Raw genomic sequence first — 18,996 nt, 5'->3', positions numbered from 1 at the left:
ATTCATTAACCCGGTATATCAAATTGTTATCCTATTTTTAAGGTCAAACTAAAATAGCTCTTTTATCGTAATTATTACCAACCGGGTTTATAACGAACATATATGACTGCAAAACATTTACTTTTTACTTCCAAAATTATCGGTTGTTTATTAATAACGGTTGCCTTTTTTTCCTGTAAAAAAGATAAAACCGTAGCGCCTCAAACACAAGTTACTCCTGTTACGCTTGGTTTATATGAATACGCCAGTGGGATAAACAAACGGATCTTTTTACCCATTACGCTGGTAGGCACAAAAGCAGTGACTTATTATACCGTGTTTGATACTGGTTCATCTGGAATGACACTTGATGCTGCAGGTATCCTGCCTGCATCAATGATCACATCATCAGGCATCCAGTTTACCGGAGATTCGGTAGTTGTAAACGGCATTACGGTTACTAATACCAAGGGCACAATAAGCTTTGGCGACCAGTTAAGCTCCACAAAAGAATACGGCAATTTAGCCTACGCCAATATTACCATCGGCGACGCACAGGGCAACCTTGCGTTAAAAAGGGTACCATTTTTTTTATACTACAAAATAGTTGATGAAACCGGCGCGCAATTACCGGCCCATGCCAGCGATGTTTTTGGTGTTGGCCCCGGCACGAGCTATGTAACCAGCTTAATCCAAAGCCCATTAAGATCCTTTAGCACCGGCACCGGCCTTACAAGCGGATTTAAGCTGGCCACACTCAACAAAAGCCTGTTTTCCACCAGCGGGACTTATGTAAGCAATCTGTTAACTATCGGTTTAAGCAACAGTGATCTTTCATCATCCGGATTCATTATGCACCCGCTTTCTTATTCAAACAGCGGCGGATACTCACCTAATATCCCCGCAACTATTACTTACAATGGCAACACCATCTCCGGACAGATTTTATTTGATACCGGAACCCCATCAACTACTGTAATTGAAGACAGGCTGGCAACCAATTCAGTAGGCAGCCTTCCTGCAAATTCGACCGTAACTATAACTACCAACAAGGGCTTTGTTTATACTTATACAACATCAAGCACCGGAAACCTGACAGAAGTGCAAAATCCCAATAATACGGATGATTACCGTACCATTTTCAGTCTCGATTTTTTCATCAGTAATGAATACCTAACCGATTATGGCAACCACCAGATCGGGTTAAAAAACAACTAAACATTAATGCTTTAGGGACGATAATATATCTTTAAAAACCCCACCCTCGTTACAATTTCTACCCCTTTTTATCCCAGGATGGCTTTTTTCAATGCGCTACAAATCTATAGCGGCGCTTTTTAATAAATCAAAGGGGCCTAAAAGTCTATTTTTTATTGCAGATTTCAGTAATGGCAGTACGACGGGTGGCGGTGTAAACTATTCCATTTACCATTTCATAACCAGTAGAAACGCTTTGCGAATAGCGTTTTAAAACAACCCCGGTATTGTTATCTATAAGTATTGATCCGTTTATCCGGCTATTTAAGCTGCCACCCAAAACCGAAGTTTTATAGGTAATAGCAGTAGTTGTGCTGTTTATTGCATAAACTGTGTAGTTGGTTTCGGCCGATGAAGTAGTAACCTTCCATGAATAGCCCTTTTTTAATGTGATGCTAAGCGGAAAATCAACCATCAACTGCAGTGCAGTCCCTGGCAACAGCCGTTCCGGCTGGATGCCGGCAAAGGATAAAAGTGTATCATTGGCAACAACCGGGCGTTTTAAATTCAGGATCTCGCCTTTGTTGTTTACTGAAACTATTGATTGATTATTCAACATCTTTTGCAAACCAACCTGGATAACAGAATTTGGGTCGGCAGGTTTACCTGAGTTATATACAAGGTTTTGGTTCATTGCATTTATGGTATCGATAAGTTTATCAGTAGTAATAGTAAAAGAAGCTCCCTTTTCAGAAGCGTCGGTTACCTTGTAGGTTTTAACAACTATTGAAACTGAACCAACACGTAAAGTTTGGCTGCCGCGCTGTAAAACACAATTCGATTTTGTAATTACCTGCCTTTGAAAGGCATCTCCCTGTTTAAACCTGCCCTGGGCATAGGTAACACCGCTCGCAAAAGCTAATATTATAACTAATATATATTTTAACTCAATTGGGGTACTTTTCATTTTGGTGGTCTTGTTATAATGCCTCTAATAATTTGACATTATGTCACAGTTAGTGTTTTTTCCTGTTTGATTGGGGTTTGCCTTTTAACTTATCATCTTTTATTCCTGCGGGCGATGTCATTTTAAAGCTCCCGCTTTCAGGAATTTCCGGGATAGACCAGGGGTTAAGATTTTCGGAAGGTTGTAAAAGCGGCACAGTACTTGTTATATCGGGCATTATCGGAATCGGGCCTTTTATAATATTTACCTGGCCTGAAACGGTTGGCTCAACAGGCGACGGCGGCAATTCTGGCGATTCGGGCAAAGGGAGGTCCATAACAGCTGAAAACTGAAGGTCCTGCATCGTTTGCTTTGGTAAATGTGGAGCTTCGGGTGCTTCAGGTGATGGAATTTCAGGTAATCCCGCAGTTGCACCATTAATATCGGGTTGGCCAGGCGCATCAACCACAGGTGGCGTTGAGCCAATTGCAGCCAGTACAGGCATTTGAGTTGTTGAAACAAACGGCTGAGCAACTACAGGGATATCCGTAAGCGTAAGTATAATCGGCTTACCCGCGGAACCATTGCCCCGAGTGTTTCCTTTGGTAATTGTACCAGGCGTTAATGGCGGCGGCACGTTCCAGTCCGACTGATTATTGCGGCTCTGGGCCATAATATTACTTAAGCCCCCCCAAGCAACTAATAACCAAATAAAGCATGGTATTAATCTGTTGAGTCGCCGGTTTCTCTCTTTTTTTTGGACGATGTATGACATTTCCATTTAATTATCTTTCTGCAGAAAGCGATTGCTTTCAATACAATCAGTCAGTTTTATTTGGTGAATAATAGCTTATTAATTTCATTTTTATTGATTGCCTATTAGCAATAATCGCTTTAGGTATAGGTTACAATTATATTGCAAAATCGTTATTAAAGATAATCCTTTTTATCAATTTGCGGCACACGTCTTTCCAATATATCCTATCTGTATAATACTATAATAGTGTTTCCAAATACTATAACTACTCCAATATTTCATTTGTAAAAATAAGCTTTATGGTGTTACTCCAAAATACCAACTGCTTTGTATTGTGTGTATTTCGGCAGCTCCATAAAATTGTACCATCAAGCACAATGATGAATAATATAAACAAAGCCATTAAATGGTTTTGAACATATTAATTCATCGCGTTTCACCTAAATTAAAAGACCATGGAAAGTACTTTAAATTACCTAGCAGGCTTTGTTTCCCTAACTTTCATGGGATTATCAGCTATGTATAAATTTAAGCTCGACAAATTGCAGGAAACAGGCAAAATACCCAACATTATCAGCGCCAGGCAACGGCAAATTGTGTTTTTCATATTAGCAGTATTATCTGCTTTAATAATATTCATCACCAGATTTTAAAAGCACATTCACCGGTACCCCAACAACGACGGCTTTTGCTGATAAATATCAAATTACTATCTTTAACCGGGACCAGAAACCCGGATATGAAATACCCTTTGTTTTTTCTGCTTATCTTGGCTGTAATTCCGTGTTACGGTCAAAATATCGATAGTCTAAAAAAGGTTGTTTTCAGTAAATCGCCAACACAAAAACGCTTAACCGCCGCTACTCAGATTGCCAACTATCCGGCTGAACAAAATCCGGCTAAAACTATTATTGTCGCCAAAGAAGGTTTGAACCTTGCACATAAGCTGAATAATAAAAAAGCAGTTACTTTACTATCGCGAGCTTTAGGAGAAGCCTATTTCCAAACTAATCAATATGACTCTGCATCATATTATTACAACATTGCCGCGGTTGCACTCAACAAAATAAATCAACAGTACATTTTAACCGATAGTTATTACAGGTTAGCAAAAGCGTATGTGAGATTAAAAAATCATAAAAAAGCACTTGAATTTTGCATGCTGGCAATTTCATATGCCCCAAAAACCGGCGACCGCACAGAATTGATAGAAGCCTTAAACCTGGCCGGGACGTTATATGAGGCAAAAAACAATTACCGGGAGGCTTTAAATTACTCCAGGCAGGCTTTCGACATAAAAGACTCTTTAAACCTTGCCCGACAAACAAATGAAAATACTTCTGAAGCATACAGCCATAAGTTTATGGGGGATGTTATTGGAAGTATTAAACCAAACGAATCGGAACAGGGAATTTTAAAAACCATCGATGTCAAGAAATCATTAAATGATACCCTTGCTCTTTCAATTAACTATTTTAACCTTGGCGTATTGTATAAAAACAAACGGTTATATATACAATCTCTCGATGCCTTAAAAAACTGCCTTCAGTTTGCCACACAAATAAATTATGCAGATATGCAAAGAAGCGCCACAAATGAAATAGCTGATTTGTATGAGCAGATAGGCGATTATAAGCAATCGCTGATTTATTTAAAAAAGCATGCAGCAATTAAAACCTCAGGTAACAGCACCATTGATGAATTACAGGCAAAATACGAAATAAAACAACGTGAAGATCAGGTATTGCAACAGCAATTTGAAATAACAAAGCGTAATTACTGGATGGCGGGTATTTGTGTTTTTATACTTTTAACGTTCTTTACAAGCCTTTTTTATTATAAACAAAACAAGCTAAAACAGCGCAACATGGCTATGCAGGCTATAATTGCGGCTGAAGAAAGTGAAAGACAAAGAATTGCCCGGGATTTACATGATAGTGTGAGCCAAATAATATCGGCAGCCAAAATAAACCTATCAGTTATAGGTAGCGAATTACCTTTTATAAATGAAGAACAAAAAACCCGTTTTGAAAAAGCAATTAACCTTGTTGACTATGGATTTAAAGAGGTAAGAACGATATCACATAATATGATGCCCTGGGCACTTCATAAAACAGGGTTAGCACAAGTAATTAAACAATTTATTGAGAATATTAAGAACAATAATATTGCAATAAACTTTTTTTGCCAGGGTTTTGATTCGCCGTTTGATGATACTATCGAGATCATTTTATACCGGGTTCTACAGGAAAGTGTAAACAATGTAATGAAGCACGCTCATGCCGACAGGGTTGACATTTCACTTATAAGAAGCGATGAAAACATCAGCCTCACTATTGAAGATAATGGCATAGGCTTTGACACAACCAATCCTGATATTTTTAAAGGGATGGGCTTAAACAATCTGCTGTCGCGGATAAATTTTTTAAAAGGCAAGGTTGAATTTGATTCGCATCCTCACAGGGGCACCCTTGTCTCTATTTATATCCCACTCACCAATAAACTTTTATAAATTATATTGCATTATAAACCGGTTAAGCTCAACCGGATTTTTCAGGTTAAGCTTTTGCATAATATTTTTACGGTGTGTTTCAACGGTATAAATACTTAGGTGAAGATGATCAGCCATTTGCTGGTTGGTAAAATTCTGTTTTATAAATTGTAAAAGTTCAGTTTCCCGCTTAGTAAGCTGGAACTGCTTCAAAAAAGGATCCGGTTCATTAGGCATGGAATTAACAGCAGGCTGTTTGCAGGGAAAACATAGCTGTCCTTGCGCTACGGAGCGCATTACCTTTAATAGTTCAGCCTTTTCGGCATTTTTGAACAAGTAGCCGCTGGCACCTTCAGTTTTTGCCTTCTCAATCAAGTGCTCCTCATTGTACGTAGAAAGCATGATTACCTTAATTTTAGGATAGTAATCCCTTATGCGCTTAAGTACGTCAAACCCGTTCATACCCGGCATATTGATATCAAGCAATATGAGGTTGGGTGTTTGGGTGTGTAACAAATGTAATAACTCCTTACCGTTTGCTGCAACACTTATTACTTCAACATCCGGCTCTCCCTGCAACAACATGTATAAACCGTTTATAAATAAAGTATGGTCATCTGCTATTATTACTGATAGTTTTTCCAAGGTGCTTTCCATATAACAAATTCACTGTAAATCTATATTTTAACTTTATTTCACAAAATACCAACTGATTTGTATTGTGCATCCCGGCCTCTGTTAATAAAATTGTTTTACCAAAACAAACTTAAATAAATGAAAAGCCATCGCACATCTTATTTATATCAACTATGCTTACCCTGTTACTGTACCCAATATATACCGAAACCTATTAACAAAAAAAGTAATGGAATACTTTATTAGCACATTTATAATAATGCTGATTTGTATAATCGCATTGCTCCGGGATAAATCTTATGACAACGGCATAGTGTTACCAAGGCCTCAAAACAAGCTTTCGGACCGAAGAGATTACAGGTTACTTAAATATAACAAAGCCCCTCACTTTGTTTCGGGGATATCCCCTCAATTACTTGTTAGTGAATATGATCCTCAAACAGATGCATTAGCGACATCATCAACAGTCAGGCTCATCAATCCTTCAAATTCCAACAGGACAATAGTAATACAAGGGAAGTCCAACCCAACTATTCTTTCAAATGCCGAAAAAGATACAGGTGTCGCAAACACTTTTTGTTCACAATGCAATTTAAGCGTCTTTGCTCCTGCCTGCAACTGTTACAAACAGTCCTTTAAGGTGTTGCAAAATCAGCAAATGACCACTTCTTGGCAGTAGTTATTCATTATCTGCCAGTTAGTGAAGTAGCTTGGTGCGTTAGCGCCGACCAAAAAACACCCATTTTTTATTACAGCTTGACGGTTAATTTACCCTAAAACAATTCATAAAAAACAAAATCCAATAAAAACAATAACCGTATATCAAATAGAAAACAAATAAAAATCTAATAATCAACTAATTACATTCAAACAGAAATAATTCGGGTATTATAAATAGAAGCTTTTACTTATAGATTTTTCATATTCTGTAATTTGTCACTTTCTTTTTACAAAAAATATTATTATTTTTAAAAAAGCAAATCACAACGTTTTTCTTGAATGTGTATTTAGTTTTTAAATTTAAAAAAAGAACACGTTTTTTCAATTATTACTCACATATCTCATTAATACAGGATTTATGAAGTAATATTTCACACCATTTTCCATAAATACCGAAGCAACCGCTTAGAAAATTAAAATTCATATAAAATTTATATGAATTTTATATGAAGAATTCAAAAAAACTCCCATTTCACTTCTTTTGCATTAACGTTTTATCAATTTTTTTATAAATATTTTAATATATAGAAAAAACATTAAACTTTTTTCAACTTTTTTTTCATTTTATTACAAAAATTGTAGTTTTGGGTATTAACTAAAACTGATTTTTTAACAATGAAAAAACTCCTACTCGCAAGCTGGTGTTTGTTCATGCTATTTATTAGTGTGGTACATGCACAAAACAAAACGGTTACCGGCCGGGTAACTTCAAAAGACGATGGACTACCGCTGCCAGGCGTGTCCGTAAGAGTTGTAGGTACCACGCTCGGTACACAAACAAATGCAGATGGTAAATTTTCTTTATCTGTTCCTGCCTCTGCAAAATCTTTAGGCTTTAGCTTTATTGGCTTTACATCTCAAACAGTTGAAATCACTTCGGCACCATTAGATGTTAAACTAACAAGCAGCGCTAACAAATTATCAGAAGTGGTAATTACCGGTGCTTATGGTACCAAACAGTCATCACGTTCGGCTTCATATGCGGCACAGGTGGTAAAGTCAGATGCATTGAACACTATCCGCCAGCCTAACGTTAACAATGCATTGGCAGGTAAGGTTGCAGGTGTTCAGGTACGTAGCCAATCGGCTGCAGCGCTGGGCCGCAATACCAATATCAGGCTGCGTGGTGCTACCGGTTTTGGCAGCGGCAACAACCCCCTGTACGTAGTTGACGGTACAATAATGCCAAATGCCGACGATTTGAGCAATGACGACATTGACAACATTAGTATTTTGAATGGTCCTGCTGCATCTGCACAGTTCGGTTCACAGGGAGCTTATGGCGCTATCGTTATCTCAACTAAAAAAGGTAAAAAAGCGAAGGGTGTTGGTATTGAATTAAACCTTGGTGCCAATTTCGACAAAGCTTACATCCTGCCTAACTACCAAAACACTTATGGTGGCGGTGCTTCTGCAGATTTCATCCAATACCATTGGAAAGACGGCGATCCTGAAGGATGGAAAGCCTTAGATGGCAAATATTACCCGGATTATACCGACGACAGTAGTTGGGGCCCTAAAATGGTTGGCCAGGAGTATATTCCATGGTATGCATGGGCTGCGGGTACTAAGTATTCGTTCAAAACTGCCAAATGGACCCCTCAGCCAGATAATGCTAAAGACTTCTTCCGTACCGGTGTATCATTAAACAATAGCGTTGCGTTCACTAAAGCTGCCGACGACTACAACATCAGGATGTCGTACAACAACCAGCACACTACAGGTATAGTGCCCGAAACCTGGTTGAACAAAAACAACTTCACGCTGAATGCTAACTATGACCTTAACAAACATCTAACCGCGGGTGCAAGTATTAACTTTTCGGGCACACAACTACATGGCCAGATCAGTGATGCTTACGCAAGTGCTTCAAGCGGTTCGTTCAACTCATGGTTTCACCGTGATCTGGACATGGGTATCATGAAAGAATTACAGGATCTAAAATCACCTGACGGCACCTATGTAAGCTGGAACCACCAAAACCCTAACTCATACGATCCATCAAACCCGGGCTCGTTTTATGCGGGTAACTATTGGTACAACCCTTATTTATGGCAAAAACAATGGCAAAACCTTAACACCCGCGATCGTTTGTACGGAAATATCTACTTACAGTACAAGATCAATAATGATCTGAGCTTTAAGGTTACCTACCGCCGCAATCAAACCAACACCTGGAACGAAAACAAAATTTCGTCAGAAATTCAGGCAAGCGGTACCCAAACAGGTCAGAAAGCCACTTATGCTACATCAAATACCTATTCTAACCGCGAAAACTATGAAACCTTGCTTAACTATGATAAGCAAATCAAAGATTTTCACTTAAATGTTAACGCCGGTAGCGATTTTTATAACTGGAGCTACAAAGACAACGGCGCAAACACCAATAATGGGTTAAGTGTTCCGGATTTATATACATTGGCAAACTCTGTTGACCCCATCAGCGCCAGCAACAGCAGGATCCAGGAGCAATACCGTGCTGTATTTGCAAAAGCTTCTGTTAACTACAAAAGGATTATCTATGCTGATGCAACTTTACGTAACGACTGGTTCTCAACTATCTCTACCATAAATAATGCTAACTCAGTGTTGTCAAAATCATTCGGTGGTTCATTTGTATTTAGCGAGTTATTGCCAGAATACAAAGACTGGCTGAGCTATGGTAAAGTTAGGGGATCATGGGGCCAGGTGCCATTAGCCTTAGGTACATCAACCGAAACGTTTGGCGCGTACCGGAACAATACACTTTATGGCATTGCAGCAAACAAATGGAATGGCGCCTTATTACAAGGCGGTCCAACTCAGTTTGTTGATCCGGCGTTGCACGGAACAACCACTACTTCAAAAGAGATTGGTTTGGATTTAGGGTTCTTTAACGATCGTTTAACATTAGGTGCTACTTACTGGGCAGCCGATGATAAAGACATTCCTCTGGGTTTAGCAGTTAATGCTGCCAGCGGTGTTTCATCTATCTTAACCAACGTAGGTTTGATTAAAAGAAGAGGTTTGGAGATCACTGCAAGCGGTACTCCTATCAAGTTGCCAAACTTTAGCTGGACAATCAACACCAACTTTGCACAACTATTGGACAATACAGTTGTTGAGATCAGCAACAAATATGGTGTTGACCGCGTACAGGTTGCCGGTGTATGGGGTACAGATATGCCTTACCTGATTAACCAAAAAGGCAAATGGTGGGGTCAGATTTACGGTAACGGTATTAAACGTAACTCGGCCGGTATTCCTATCCTGACTTCATCAGGTGCTTACATCAATGATCCCAACGTATATTTCGGAAGTGCGTTGCCTAAATATACAGGCGGTATACAAAACACATTTACCTTATTTAAAGAGTTTGTGTTGAGCGCGAACATCGACTATCAATTTGGCGGCAAATTCGCTTCATTATCAAACCGTTGGGGCCAATATAGCGGCTTAACGGCTAATACAGCAGCACTTAACGATAAAGGCATGTCGGTACGTGACCCAGTTGCTGATGGTGGCGGTGTTAAAGTTACCGGTGTTGATGCCGACAATAAACCCGTTACCTATTATGTCGACGCAAAATCATACTACCAGGGTTTAACCAACAATAAAACTTACGATCCCTATATCTACGACTTGACTTTTATCAAACTTCGTGAAGTTGCTGTAGGTTACAATCTGCCGATCAAAAAATGGGGTTTAGGAAATGTATTCCAATCAGCAAGGATTGATTTAACCGGCCGTAACTTATTGTTGATATACGCTAAATCTAAGGATTTCGATCCGTCAGAGATCACCGCGACAGAAGGTGAAACTGCCCAATACCCAGGTACGAGGGGTTTTGGTTTCAACCTAAAAGTAACATTCTAAGCGAACAAGGATTATTAGACTAAGAAAAAATGAAAAAGATATATCTATATACATTAGCAGGCGCGTTCACCTTTTTAGGCGCGGGTTGCAATAAGCTAAAGGATTTTGGCGACGTAAACAACAATCCTGCAGCAACAGTAACGCCTATCCCTTCAGCCTTGTTATCAAACGTTGAGGCAAATTTGGGTGGTTATGCATCAACTGGTACCGAGGCAATAAGCGGTGGCCAGTATGCTCAATATTTTACTGAAACGCAGTATTCAGGTACTTCATTGTACAACCTGCCCCAAAACGGCTTTACCGGCAATTACGCCGGTAATCTCAACAACCTGCAGTTGATCATTAACCAAAACCCAAGTAAAAATATGGTTAATGTTGCTAAAATACTGCAACAGTATATTTTCTGGATTGTAACGGATTCGTGGGGTGATGTTCCTTACAGCGATGCATTAAAAGGCGCAGCCAATATATTGCCTAAATACGATTCCCAGCAAGATATATATAAAGGAATGCTGACCACATTGACATCTGCTATAAACTCATTTGATGCATCAGCCATAAGTGGTGACATTATTTATGGAGGTGATGTTGCGTCATGGAAAAGAATGGCAAACTCACTTAAACTGCTTATTGCTGTTCAAATGTCAAAAACAAGTGAAACAAGTATAGCTTCTGCGGCTGCAAAAGAAGCTGTCGCTTCAGGAGTTATAGTTAGCACAGATCAAAATTTTGTTCTGAAATATCCGGGTGGCAATTACAAAAGTGCATGGTGGAACTTATATAACGGACGTAAGGATTTCGCCGAATCAAAAACCCTTACCGATTATACGGCAAGCACCAACGATCCGCGCCAGGCAGCTTTTGGCGGCGAAAGTGAGCAAGCGGGTAACGTTACAACATCAAATATCGGTGTCCCTTACGGTTTGGCCCGGTTAGCAGTAACTGCTTTTACAGATGCTAACCCAAAATGGGCTCGTGTTTTACGTGGCGACTTCAGGCTTGAAAATGGATCAGTAACCTTGATCACAGCTTCCGAGGTATGGCTGGCAAGAGCCGAAGGTGTAAACATAGGTTGGCTCACAGGCGAGACAGTAGCAAGTGATTTTGTAAACGGCTTAACCGAATCATTCAGCCAGTGGAATGTAACTTCCAATGCTACAGCTTTTTACAACAACCTACTAACAGCCAATAACATAACTACACCCAATATCAAACTAATTGCAACTCAACGCTGGGTAGCAAGTTATCCGGATGGGCACATGGCCTGGGACATTTGGAGAAAAAGCGGTTACCCTGTACTAACTCCTGCCCCTGACGCTACTAACACTTCCAAACAAATTGTAAGGAGGTTTGTGTATGCCACTTCAGAGTATAATACCAACGGCAAAAACGTGGCCGCTGCAGTAGCCAGGTTAAGTGGCGGAGACAGCCAGGATTCACGTGTATGGTGGGACGTTAAGTAATTAATTAAAATTAACACACAACATGAAAAAGAACATATTTAAATATCTGCTTGTTGCCGGTATCGCATCTGTTGCTATTTTTTCAGGCTGCCGGAAAGAAACTGCCGCCGATAAAGTTACAGGGCAGGCAGCCAATAATGGCAAAACACTAATTGGTTTTCCCGGGGGTATGGTTAACTCAACTTTCTTTGAGCCATTCACAAACATCAAAACAGTTGATGTCTTTACACTGAAAAAGGACGCGAAAGACCAAGCCGAGTCAAACAAAGCCCAAACCTTTGTACTTACATCCCTACCAGATGCTCTTACCAAATACAATGAAAAAAATGGGTCATCTTATGAACTATTACCAAAGTCATATTATACACTCGGTAATGCAAACACCACGCAGGCCACGAATGGTGATCTGACTTTTAAATTTGCTGCAGGAGCATTTGCAGAGGACTTTATTATAAAACTTGATGGCAGTAAGCTCGATCTTTCAAAAACGTATGGCTTAGCCTATAAGCTAACAGGTACCGACGGTTTGGGAGTTCATGCTGCAAGCAAAGATACATTGTATGCTTTCTTCAGCGTAAAAAACAAATGGGATGGTGTTTATGAAATAACCGGTACAATGGTAGACAAAACCAACTCGACATTAGGGCACATTAATGAATTTTTGTCGAGTTCAACCAATACAACTGGCGTTGCAGCTCCTATGCAATTTGAGCTAAGAACCATCTCAGCTACAAAATGCGAAGTGTATGATAATTACTTCTTCGGAGGTAACTATATGCCTATCCGTTCAGGAACCAGCTATAGTCAATATGGTAGTTTTGCCTTGATAATCGAATTTGACCCTGCGACCAACAAAGTAGCGGCTGTTACAAATTACTACGGTCAGCCTGCATCTAATACCAGATCTGCAGCATTAGACCCATCTGGTGTAAATGCATACGATCCTGGGACTAAAACAATTGATATTATTTATAATATGTTACAACCCAGTGTAGTCACGGCTGCTCCATATATCAGAACTACCTGGACTGAAACTTGGAAATATATCGGTTCGCGTTAAAAAACTTTAAAAAAGAGCCGTTTTGCATTGCATAATGCGGCTCTTTTTATATCCTGTAACATCACGATAATTGACGATAAATACTAACCTTACCTATAACTAAACAAATCCGTATTGAATTGGCGTTTTAATAATTATTTACAAAACACCAACACTTTTAACTGCAGCTTCGTTCTTTTAGTTAATAGTTACAACAAGAAACCGTACACAGTAAGCTCGTGTACGGTTTTCCCTATTATATTCGGTTGTCAGAAATCCGGATCAAAATTAAAGCAGATCGGGTTTGACAGTCCTACCATGTTACCGCTCAGTGCTGCCGATTGCGGCACCTGAGGGTAAGGTGTAGACGGCCCTTCAACCGTAACCCGGTAATAAGTGCGGCTGGCTATTGCCGGTGTATCGGTAAATTCAATCACCGGTGCTTTGCCTTCCATTTTAAAAGTACCAAACGGATTGCCGTTTTTTACAACATTGATTGTGTAGGTAGTATCCTTTATACTGTTTCCGGTTAACCTAACCTTAAATTTAACCGGCTTGCCAGTTGCCTTCACATTATCCCCCATCATCATATCCATTTTATCGTCGGCATCTAAATCGGCATAAAACTCAACACGGGGAGCATATGGATTTGAGCTTATAGATACCCGTCCGTTGGTTAACGCGTCAATAACAGCTTGTTTAGTTCGCGCCGTAGCAAACACCCAGGTAGTAGGCGTTCCGGCATAGTTGGCCTTTGCCTGGTAAGTATTTGGCCCCGGCCTCTCATCTCCTATGGGCACGCCATGATGGGCATCACTCCCTCCCCTGCCGGTTAGCTTTCGACCCGATGACAGCATATCGTCCCAGATCATGATTGCATTCGCATTTTTTGACCAGATGGCCGAATTCCATACCTCGATAGAATTAACCATATCATACGAATACCCAAAATGATCTTTACCGCTGGGATGGTTTGCAGACAGGTGAATACCCAGCTTATTTTTTATGCGCCCCACCACAGTATCGCGCTGATCGCGCACGTCAAATAACTGTTGATGATCATAAGGCCTGGCCGAAAAGGCGTTGCCATGGCCGCGGGTAGTTGTCCATTCGGCCGCGTACAGCAGCAATACCGAATCTGATTTAAACTCCGGATCAGCCCAGGTATTGTGGGCTACGTCGCCTTCTACATGATTATCGTGATCGGTAATAGCCAGGAAATCGACCCCTGCCAACTTGCAAAAAGCAATGATCTTGCTTATTGAATTATTTGATGACTCCTTGCTATGCCTGGAGTGTATGTGTAGTTCGCCTTTAAGCCAGACACCCTTACTGAGACTGGCCGGCGGCGGCAGTGTACCCAACGGTTTGGGAGCCCAGGGATTTACATGGGCCGATTGCCCCAATGCCGAACCGCTGACGCAACCTGCAATCATAATCATTAAACCGGTTTTAATTAACAGCCCAACTTTCCTGTTAGTGTTTAGTACCATAAGTAATTTTTGTCGATCTTTTTATTGTGTAATATTTTCGGCAGCCAACTTAGCCCACTTATGTTAGCTGGCCGTTAACAACTGCAAATGATATAAAAATGTGACAGTGACGCAAAAATTGAGGGGTGCGTTTTAATTTTTATTTGACTGAAAATAAAGCTAACATCCCAGAAAACATTTGTAATTTAGGATTAAGCGATTTAACTCAACAAATTATACCTATGAGCAACCCGACAACAACACGCTGGCCCAGGCTCGATTACCATGATCTTAAAGATACTCTTGCAAGTGTTCACATGTGGACTCAAATCATTGGTAAGGTAAGATTAAAACAAATGCCCTGGATCAATCATTCATGGCAGGTAACCCTTTATGTAAGTTCAACCGGCCTAACTACCGGAAGTATGCCATTTGAGGGCGGCGTTTTCCAGATCGATCTTGATTTTATCAGTCATACCCTGAATATATCCACCAGTACCGGAGAAAAACGATTGTTCGGGCTCGGTACCGGAAGTGTGTCCACCTTTTACAGTTCCCTGATGGACAGCATTGCTTCAGTTAATGCAGGTGTAGAAATATATGCAGTGCCGAATGAAGTGGAGCCGGCTATTCCTTTTGCCGAAAATCACACGCCGTGTAATTATAACGCATCCATTATGCATGATTACTGGCAGGCACTGGTAAGGATCCATAATGTTTTCACCGAATTCAGGGCAGGGTTTCAGGGTAAAAACAGCCCGGTGCATTTCTTTTGGGGAGGATTTGACCTGGCAGTCACCCGCTTTTCGGGCAGGCCTGCACCAAAACACCAGGGCAGTGTTCCGAATATGCCCGCAATAGTAATGCAGGAAGCTTATTCGCAGGAAGTTAGCTCATGCGGCTTTTGGCCGGGCTCGGATGCTTTCCCTCATCCTGTTTTTTATGCGTATTGCTACCCAACTCCCGAAGATTTTGCCAAACAGCAGGTATCGCCTCCCGAAGCATTTTACAGCGGGGAAATGGGTGAATTTTTATTGACCTACGAAGTTGTTTCCGGATCGGCCGACCCCGAACGGACTTTGCTTCAATTTTTGCAATCCACCTATGACGCCGCGGCTAAAACGGGGAATTGGGATAAAGATCTGCAATGCGATCTATCAGCGTTAAAGAACGCATGAGGTAAATATTGAGGAGACTCTTTCGACTGGCGCTGAGGAAGCGGTTTCAAGAGCCTGGAAATACATTTCAATTTGCTATTATGCAAATTATAAGTTAACTTTATTTAGCAATAATTATTTGATTATGAGCCAATTTCCAGATCCTGACGAAACCCCTGCCCCTGAAGAAGACAGTGGAAATATCCCTGATATCTGGGATATCAAAACATCAGGCAAGGGGCGTGTAGGCAGGTCAGATATTAACCTTGATGAGGCTATGCCGGCTGCCGAAGACAGCGAGCCTTATTTGGAAGGAGATATAGGCACACCCGGTTTATGGGATGATAACGACCTGTCATCGTCTGATCAGGCGGATTACCTGGGATCGGAATAGTCAGGAAGCTATAGTTGAGATAGCAAAAGCCATCCCCATAACTATGGGCGAAAAAAATATTGCCCGTAAACAAAGCACGTAAATATTCCATCTGTAATCGTTTTTCTTCGTGTTTTGCTCAATCCGTTCCTGATAATTGATGATCTCAACTTTGTAAAACCTCAGGATCCTTTCATTATCAGCAATGTCCTTATGGAAAAATGCCTTGTCAAAGTATACTTTTGGATTTGTACCTGGCAAAAGATATTCACTTGGTGTTAAGCCTTGCAATACAAACATTAAACCTACTATCAAAAAATAAAAGATCCCTACAATTGCTGTAAATAACAAGCTATCCAGGTGGGGTGTATCCTTCCATTTCCCGATAGCATAAGCCACGAGGCCAATTAAAACACCTGAAACCAGGGTTAATAACCCATTTGATCGCTCGTAAATACCCTTTGCCGTTTCTATGGTGTAGTTATATGATTTTTCGGCCTGTTCAAATATGAACTTTGCATCTTCCGGGGTCAATTTATTGAGCCACTCCTTTTTTTCCTGCCAGAAGTTTTCCATACGGGTACTTTTAACCTAATTTAAACTAAATTCGGCGTAATTCATACAAAATCAACTAAATAGACATTAAAACGCTCTCACTTAAACCTTATTAGGTGCCGGCAGAGTAATGACATCAAGCTGCAAGATTGATTAACCACTCATATATTTTCAAAGTGTGGCCAGGGCGTTTATAGCAAATTTAAAAGCTACGGGATATTTTTATCCCATGCAAAAGGTGATACAGATAGCGGACGGACTGTCATTGATGTTTAACCGTTATGCGCCATTTTCGGCCGTGGTATTATTCCCGATCAGTTTAAATGTATTGCCGTTGTATACATTTTTAGTACCATCCGGATAGCTTATGGTGTTACAGTTGTAGTACCTAACCTGCTGCTGGGCTATGCCAATCGCAAATATTACAGTGACATATTCACGATGAAAGCGGTTGAAGAATAATAAGGCATTAATGGCGCCGTCCAAATGACATCCGATATCCCATCCAGGGTTACCCGTAGAAGCCCCTGATCATACGAAACAGACAGATGGGGACAGTTGAGTTTTTTGTTATAAATAGCTTAGTATGCCAGTATAAGCTTTACATAAAATCAAGCAGGGGTAGTTTCATTGCTCTTGTTTACTCAATTTGCATCATTCACTTCAATGAAAAACATACGCTGCTTCAGATTCACTATTCTTTGCCTCTGTATATTAAGCTCACTTTGTCACGCCTCCTACGGCCAGACTCACCCTGTCAAAGAGCCCTCAACGTCAAGGATAGTTAACATCGTTAACTTCATTCGCCTGCTTGAGCCGCGCGATTCGGCGATTACCAGGGATGTATTGTATCAAACTGTTGTAAAGCAGGTGGAGATCATGAAAAGATACAAGCTTGGAGGTACTTTCCTGTTACAGTACGATGCGCTGATTGATCCGCGGTATCAAAAATTATTAAAAGCCTTACCACATAATTTATTCGAGATCGGAGCATGGTGGGAAATCCCTCAACCACAGGTTGAAAAAGCAGGATTAAAATGGCGCGGCCGTTATCCCTGGGACTGGCGCGCAAACATCGGCTTCTCTACCGGTTACACGCCAAAAGAGCGCAAAAAACTAATTGATGTTTATATGGCCGATTTTAAAAAGATCTTTGGTTATTATCCAAAATCTGTTGCATCATGGTTTATTGACAGCTACAGCCTGGAGTACATATACCAAAAGTACCATATTGTAGCATCGGCCAACTGTAAAGACCAATATGGTACTGATGGCTACACCCTGTGGGGAGGTTACTGGAACCAGGCTTACTACCCCAGCAAGATCAACTCATACATGCCCGCCCAAAATGCGGTTAACCAGATCCCGGTACCTATTTTCAGAATGCTGGGCAGCGACCCAATAAGGCAATATGATAATGGACTTGGCACAACGCGTCAGGGTGTTGTGACATTAGAGCCTGTTTACAAATTTGGCGGCGGCGATGCCGACTGGGTGAACTGGTTCTTTAAATCATTTACGGAGGATAAAGCACTCGGCTTTAATTATACGCAGGCCGGCCAGGAAAACTCCTTCACATGGGATGCCATGGCTAAAGGCTTTGAGATTCAGATGCCCTTAATAGCCCGTTTGCGGGATGAGCGCAAGATTAGAGTGGAAACCATGGAAACATCAGGCCGCTGGTTCAAAAAACAATACAAAGTAACGCCTGCCACATCATTCACAGTAAGTCATGACCTTGGCGAAAGCGATTTAAAAACGGTGTGGTTTAACAGCCGCTTTTACCGCATTAACCTGTTATGGGAAAAAGGTAACCTACGCGTTCGCGACCTTCATCTTTTTGATGAAAGCTTTCCATCTGTTTACACTAAGAATGTTGCCACATCAAACGAATGTACCTTTTTTACCTTACCGGTGATAGACGGCTACATTTGGAGCAAGCCCGATCAGATAGCCGGATTAAGGCTTAAAGCAATGATGAACGGTAAAGAAGTTTTGTTAGCAGGTAAAGATCCCGTTTATACCCACCCCGGATCGGGCAGCCTGCACATATCATGGCCGCTAACATCCGTAAAAGGTACATTTGAAATCGACCTTAACGAAAAACAATTATCAATGAAACTGGTAAGTACGCAGGTTGATAACTGGTATTTTGATATGACCATAGCTTCCGGAGCGAAGCTTCCTTTCGAGGCCATCCAAAATAAACAAATCAGTTGCAGCTTTGAGGGAATTCAATACGTCTTCAAGGCCACAAAAGGCACGTTTTCCGAACCGGGGAATGGAACAGTATTCAGATTAAAGCCGCAGGCTAATACAATTGCTTTTGATCTGTCGGCAATCAAAAAGAATTAAG

Annotated in this window: 15 protein-coding genes; 9 read left to right on the top strand and 6 right to left on the bottom strand. The window is 40.8% G+C overall.

Annotated elements, in window-relative coordinates:
• Positions 1-102 precede the first annotated feature (102 nt).
• Positions 103-1,197, top strand: a complete 1,095-nt coding sequence (locus MusilaSJ_RS27300) for a pepsin/retropepsin-like aspartic protease family protein (RefSeq protein WP_274987904.1) — start codon at positions 103-105, stop codon at positions 1,195-1,197.
• A gap of 145 nt (positions 1,198-1,342) precedes the next feature.
• Here MusilaSJ_RS27300 and MusilaSJ_RS27295 read toward each other — a convergent pair whose 3' ends face one another.
• Entirely contained in the window at positions 1,343-2,143 is an 801-nt protein-coding gene (locus MusilaSJ_RS27295; protein WP_274987903.1) for a hypothetical protein, read from the bottom strand.
• A gap of 49 nt (positions 2,144-2,192) precedes the next feature.
• The gene (locus tag MusilaSJ_RS27290) at positions 2,193-2,795 is read right to left on the bottom strand and encodes a hypothetical protein (protein ID WP_274987902.1); all 603 of its coding nucleotides are present in this window, start codon (positions 2,793-2,795) and stop codon (positions 2,193-2,195) included.
• 823 nt (positions 2,796-3,618) lie between these two features.
• Here MusilaSJ_RS27290 and MusilaSJ_RS27285 point away from each other — a divergent pair.
• On the top strand, positions 3,619-5,391 hold the full coding sequence (locus tag MusilaSJ_RS27285; protein WP_274987901.1) for a tetratricopeptide repeat-containing sensor histidine kinase: 1,773 nt from the start codon (positions 3,619-3,621) through the stop codon (positions 5,389-5,391).
• Here MusilaSJ_RS27285 and MusilaSJ_RS27280 read toward each other — a convergent pair.
• Positions 5,386-6,027, bottom strand: a complete 642-nt coding sequence (locus MusilaSJ_RS27280) for a response regulator transcription factor (protein WP_274987900.1) — start codon at positions 6,025-6,027, stop codon at positions 5,386-5,388. The genes MusilaSJ_RS27285 and MusilaSJ_RS27280 overlap by 6 nt on opposite strands.
• Positions 6,028-6,235: 208 nt before the next feature.
• Between MusilaSJ_RS27280 and MusilaSJ_RS27275 the strand changes: the two genes are divergently transcribed.
• From MusilaSJ_RS27275 to MusilaSJ_RS27260, 4 genes are all read left to right on the top strand, one after another.
• Positions 6,236-6,685, top strand: coding sequence for a hypothetical protein (locus tag MusilaSJ_RS27275; protein ID WP_274987899.1), 450 nt, complete (start codon positions 6,236-6,238; stop codon positions 6,683-6,685).
• Positions 6,686-7,341: 656 nt separating this feature from the next.
• A complete protein-coding gene (locus MusilaSJ_RS27270; RefSeq protein ID WP_274987898.1) occupies positions 7,342-10,581 on the top strand; it encodes a SusC/RagA family TonB-linked outer membrane protein in 3,240 nt (1,079 codons plus the stop codon).
• A 29-nt stretch (positions 10,582-10,610) separates the two neighbouring features.
• Complete coding sequence (locus MusilaSJ_RS27265) at positions 10,611-12,044, top strand: SusD/RagB family nutrient-binding outer membrane lipoprotein (protein ID WP_274987897.1); 1,434 nt, start codon at positions 10,611-10,613, stop codon at positions 12,042-12,044.
• Positions 12,045-12,066: 22 nt separating this feature from the next.
• Positions 12,067-13,104 (top strand): DUF1735 domain-containing protein, encoded by a 1,038-nt coding sequence (locus MusilaSJ_RS27260; RefSeq protein ID WP_274987896.1) that lies wholly within the window; start codon positions 12,067-12,069, stop codon positions 13,102-13,104.
• Positions 13,105-13,352: 248 nt separating this feature from the next.
• Here the strand turns inward: MusilaSJ_RS27260 and MusilaSJ_RS27255 are convergent, their stop codons facing one another.
• A complete protein-coding gene (locus MusilaSJ_RS27255; RefSeq protein ID WP_274987895.1) occupies positions 13,353-14,525 on the bottom strand; it encodes a CehA/McbA family metallohydrolase in 1,173 nt (390 codons plus the stop codon).
• Positions 14,526-14,797: 272 nt separating this feature from the next.
• Here MusilaSJ_RS27255 and MusilaSJ_RS27250 point away from each other — a divergent pair, with 272 nt between their 5' ends.
• Both MusilaSJ_RS27250 and MusilaSJ_RS27245 read left to right on the top strand, forming a co-directional pair.
• A complete protein-coding gene (locus MusilaSJ_RS27250) occupies positions 14,798-15,733 on the top strand; it encodes a DUF5996 family protein (RefSeq protein ID WP_274987894.1) in 936 nt (311 codons plus the stop codon).
• 124 nt (positions 15,734-15,857) lie between these two features.
• Positions 15,858-16,106: a hypothetical protein gene (locus tag MusilaSJ_RS27245; RefSeq protein WP_274987893.1), complete on the top strand. Its 249-nt coding sequence runs from the start codon at positions 15,858-15,860 to the stop codon at positions 16,104-16,106.
• Here MusilaSJ_RS27245 and MusilaSJ_RS27240 read toward each other — a convergent pair whose 3' ends face one another.
• Both MusilaSJ_RS27240 and MusilaSJ_RS27235 read right to left on the bottom strand, forming a co-directional pair.
• Positions 16,107-16,661, bottom strand: a complete 555-nt coding sequence (locus MusilaSJ_RS27240) for a hypothetical protein (RefSeq protein WP_274987892.1) — start codon at positions 16,659-16,661, stop codon at positions 16,107-16,109.
• A gap of 258 nt (positions 16,662-16,919) precedes the next feature.
• Positions 16,920-17,126 (bottom strand): hypothetical protein, encoded by a 207-nt coding sequence (locus MusilaSJ_RS27235; protein WP_274987891.1) that lies wholly within the window; start codon positions 17,124-17,126, stop codon positions 16,920-16,922.
• A gap of 180 nt (positions 17,127-17,306) precedes the next feature.
• Here MusilaSJ_RS27235 and MusilaSJ_RS27230 point away from each other — a divergent pair, with 180 nt between their 5' ends.
• Positions 17,307-18,995: a DUF3863 domain-containing protein gene (locus MusilaSJ_RS27230; RefSeq protein WP_274987890.1), complete on the top strand. Its 1,689-nt coding sequence runs from the start codon at positions 17,307-17,309 to the stop codon at positions 18,993-18,995.
• The last annotated feature ends 1 nt before the right edge of the window (position 18,996 follow it).

The organism is Mucilaginibacter sp. SJ (assembly GCF_028993635.1).
Lineage (GTDB): Bacteria > Bacteroidota > Bacteroidia > Sphingobacteriales > Sphingobacteriaceae > Mucilaginibacter.
The sequence above is the reverse complement of the archived record's forward strand: the minus strand, read 5'-3'. Positions and strand labels throughout refer to the sequence as shown.

Bases quoted from the DNA above. Each gene is read 5' to 3' on its own strand.
- MusilaSJ_RS27300 (WP_274987904.1), top strand. From the start codon at position 103: ATGACTGCAAAACATTTACTTTTTACTTCCAAAATTATCGGTTGTTTA.
- MusilaSJ_RS27295 (WP_274987903.1), bottom strand. From the start codon at position 2,143: ATGAAAAGTACCCCAATTGAGTTAAAATATATATTAGTTATAATATTA.
- MusilaSJ_RS27290 (WP_274987902.1), bottom strand. From the start codon at position 2,795: ATGGCCCAGAGCCGCAATAATCAGTCGGACTGGAACGTGCCGCCGCCA.
- MusilaSJ_RS27285 (WP_274987901.1), top strand. From the start codon at position 3,619: ATGAAATACCCTTTGTTTTTTCTGCTTATCTTGGCTGTAATTCCGTGT.
- MusilaSJ_RS27280 (WP_274987900.1), bottom strand. From the start codon at position 6,027: ATGGAAAGCACCTTGGAAAAACTATCAGTAATAATAGCAGATGACCAT.
- MusilaSJ_RS27275 (WP_274987899.1), top strand. From the start codon at position 6,236: ATGGAATACTTTATTAGCACATTTATAATAATGCTGATTTGTATAATC.
- MusilaSJ_RS27270 (WP_274987898.1), top strand. From the start codon at position 7,342: ATGAAAAAACTCCTACTCGCAAGCTGGTGTTTGTTCATGCTATTTATT.
- MusilaSJ_RS27265 (WP_274987897.1), top strand. From the start codon at position 10,611: ATGAAAAAGATATATCTATATACATTAGCAGGCGCGTTCACCTTTTTA.
- MusilaSJ_RS27260 (WP_274987896.1), top strand. From the start codon at position 12,067: ATGAAAAAGAACATATTTAAATATCTGCTTGTTGCCGGTATCGCATCT.
- MusilaSJ_RS27255 (WP_274987895.1), bottom strand. From the start codon at position 14,525: ATGATTATGATTGCAGGTTGCGTCAGCGGTTCGGCATTGGGGCAATCG.
- MusilaSJ_RS27250 (WP_274987894.1), top strand. From the start codon at position 14,798: ATGAGCAACCCGACAACAACACGCTGGCCCAGGCTCGATTACCATGAT.
- MusilaSJ_RS27245 (WP_274987893.1), top strand. From the start codon at position 15,858: ATGAGCCAATTTCCAGATCCTGACGAAACCCCTGCCCCTGAAGAAGAC.
- MusilaSJ_RS27240 (WP_274987892.1), bottom strand. From the start codon at position 16,661: ATGGAAAACTTCTGGCAGGAAAAAAAGGAGTGGCTCAATAAATTGACC.
- MusilaSJ_RS27230 (WP_274987890.1), top strand. From the start codon at position 17,307: ATGAAAAACATACGCTGCTTCAGATTCACTATTCTTTGCCTCTGTATA.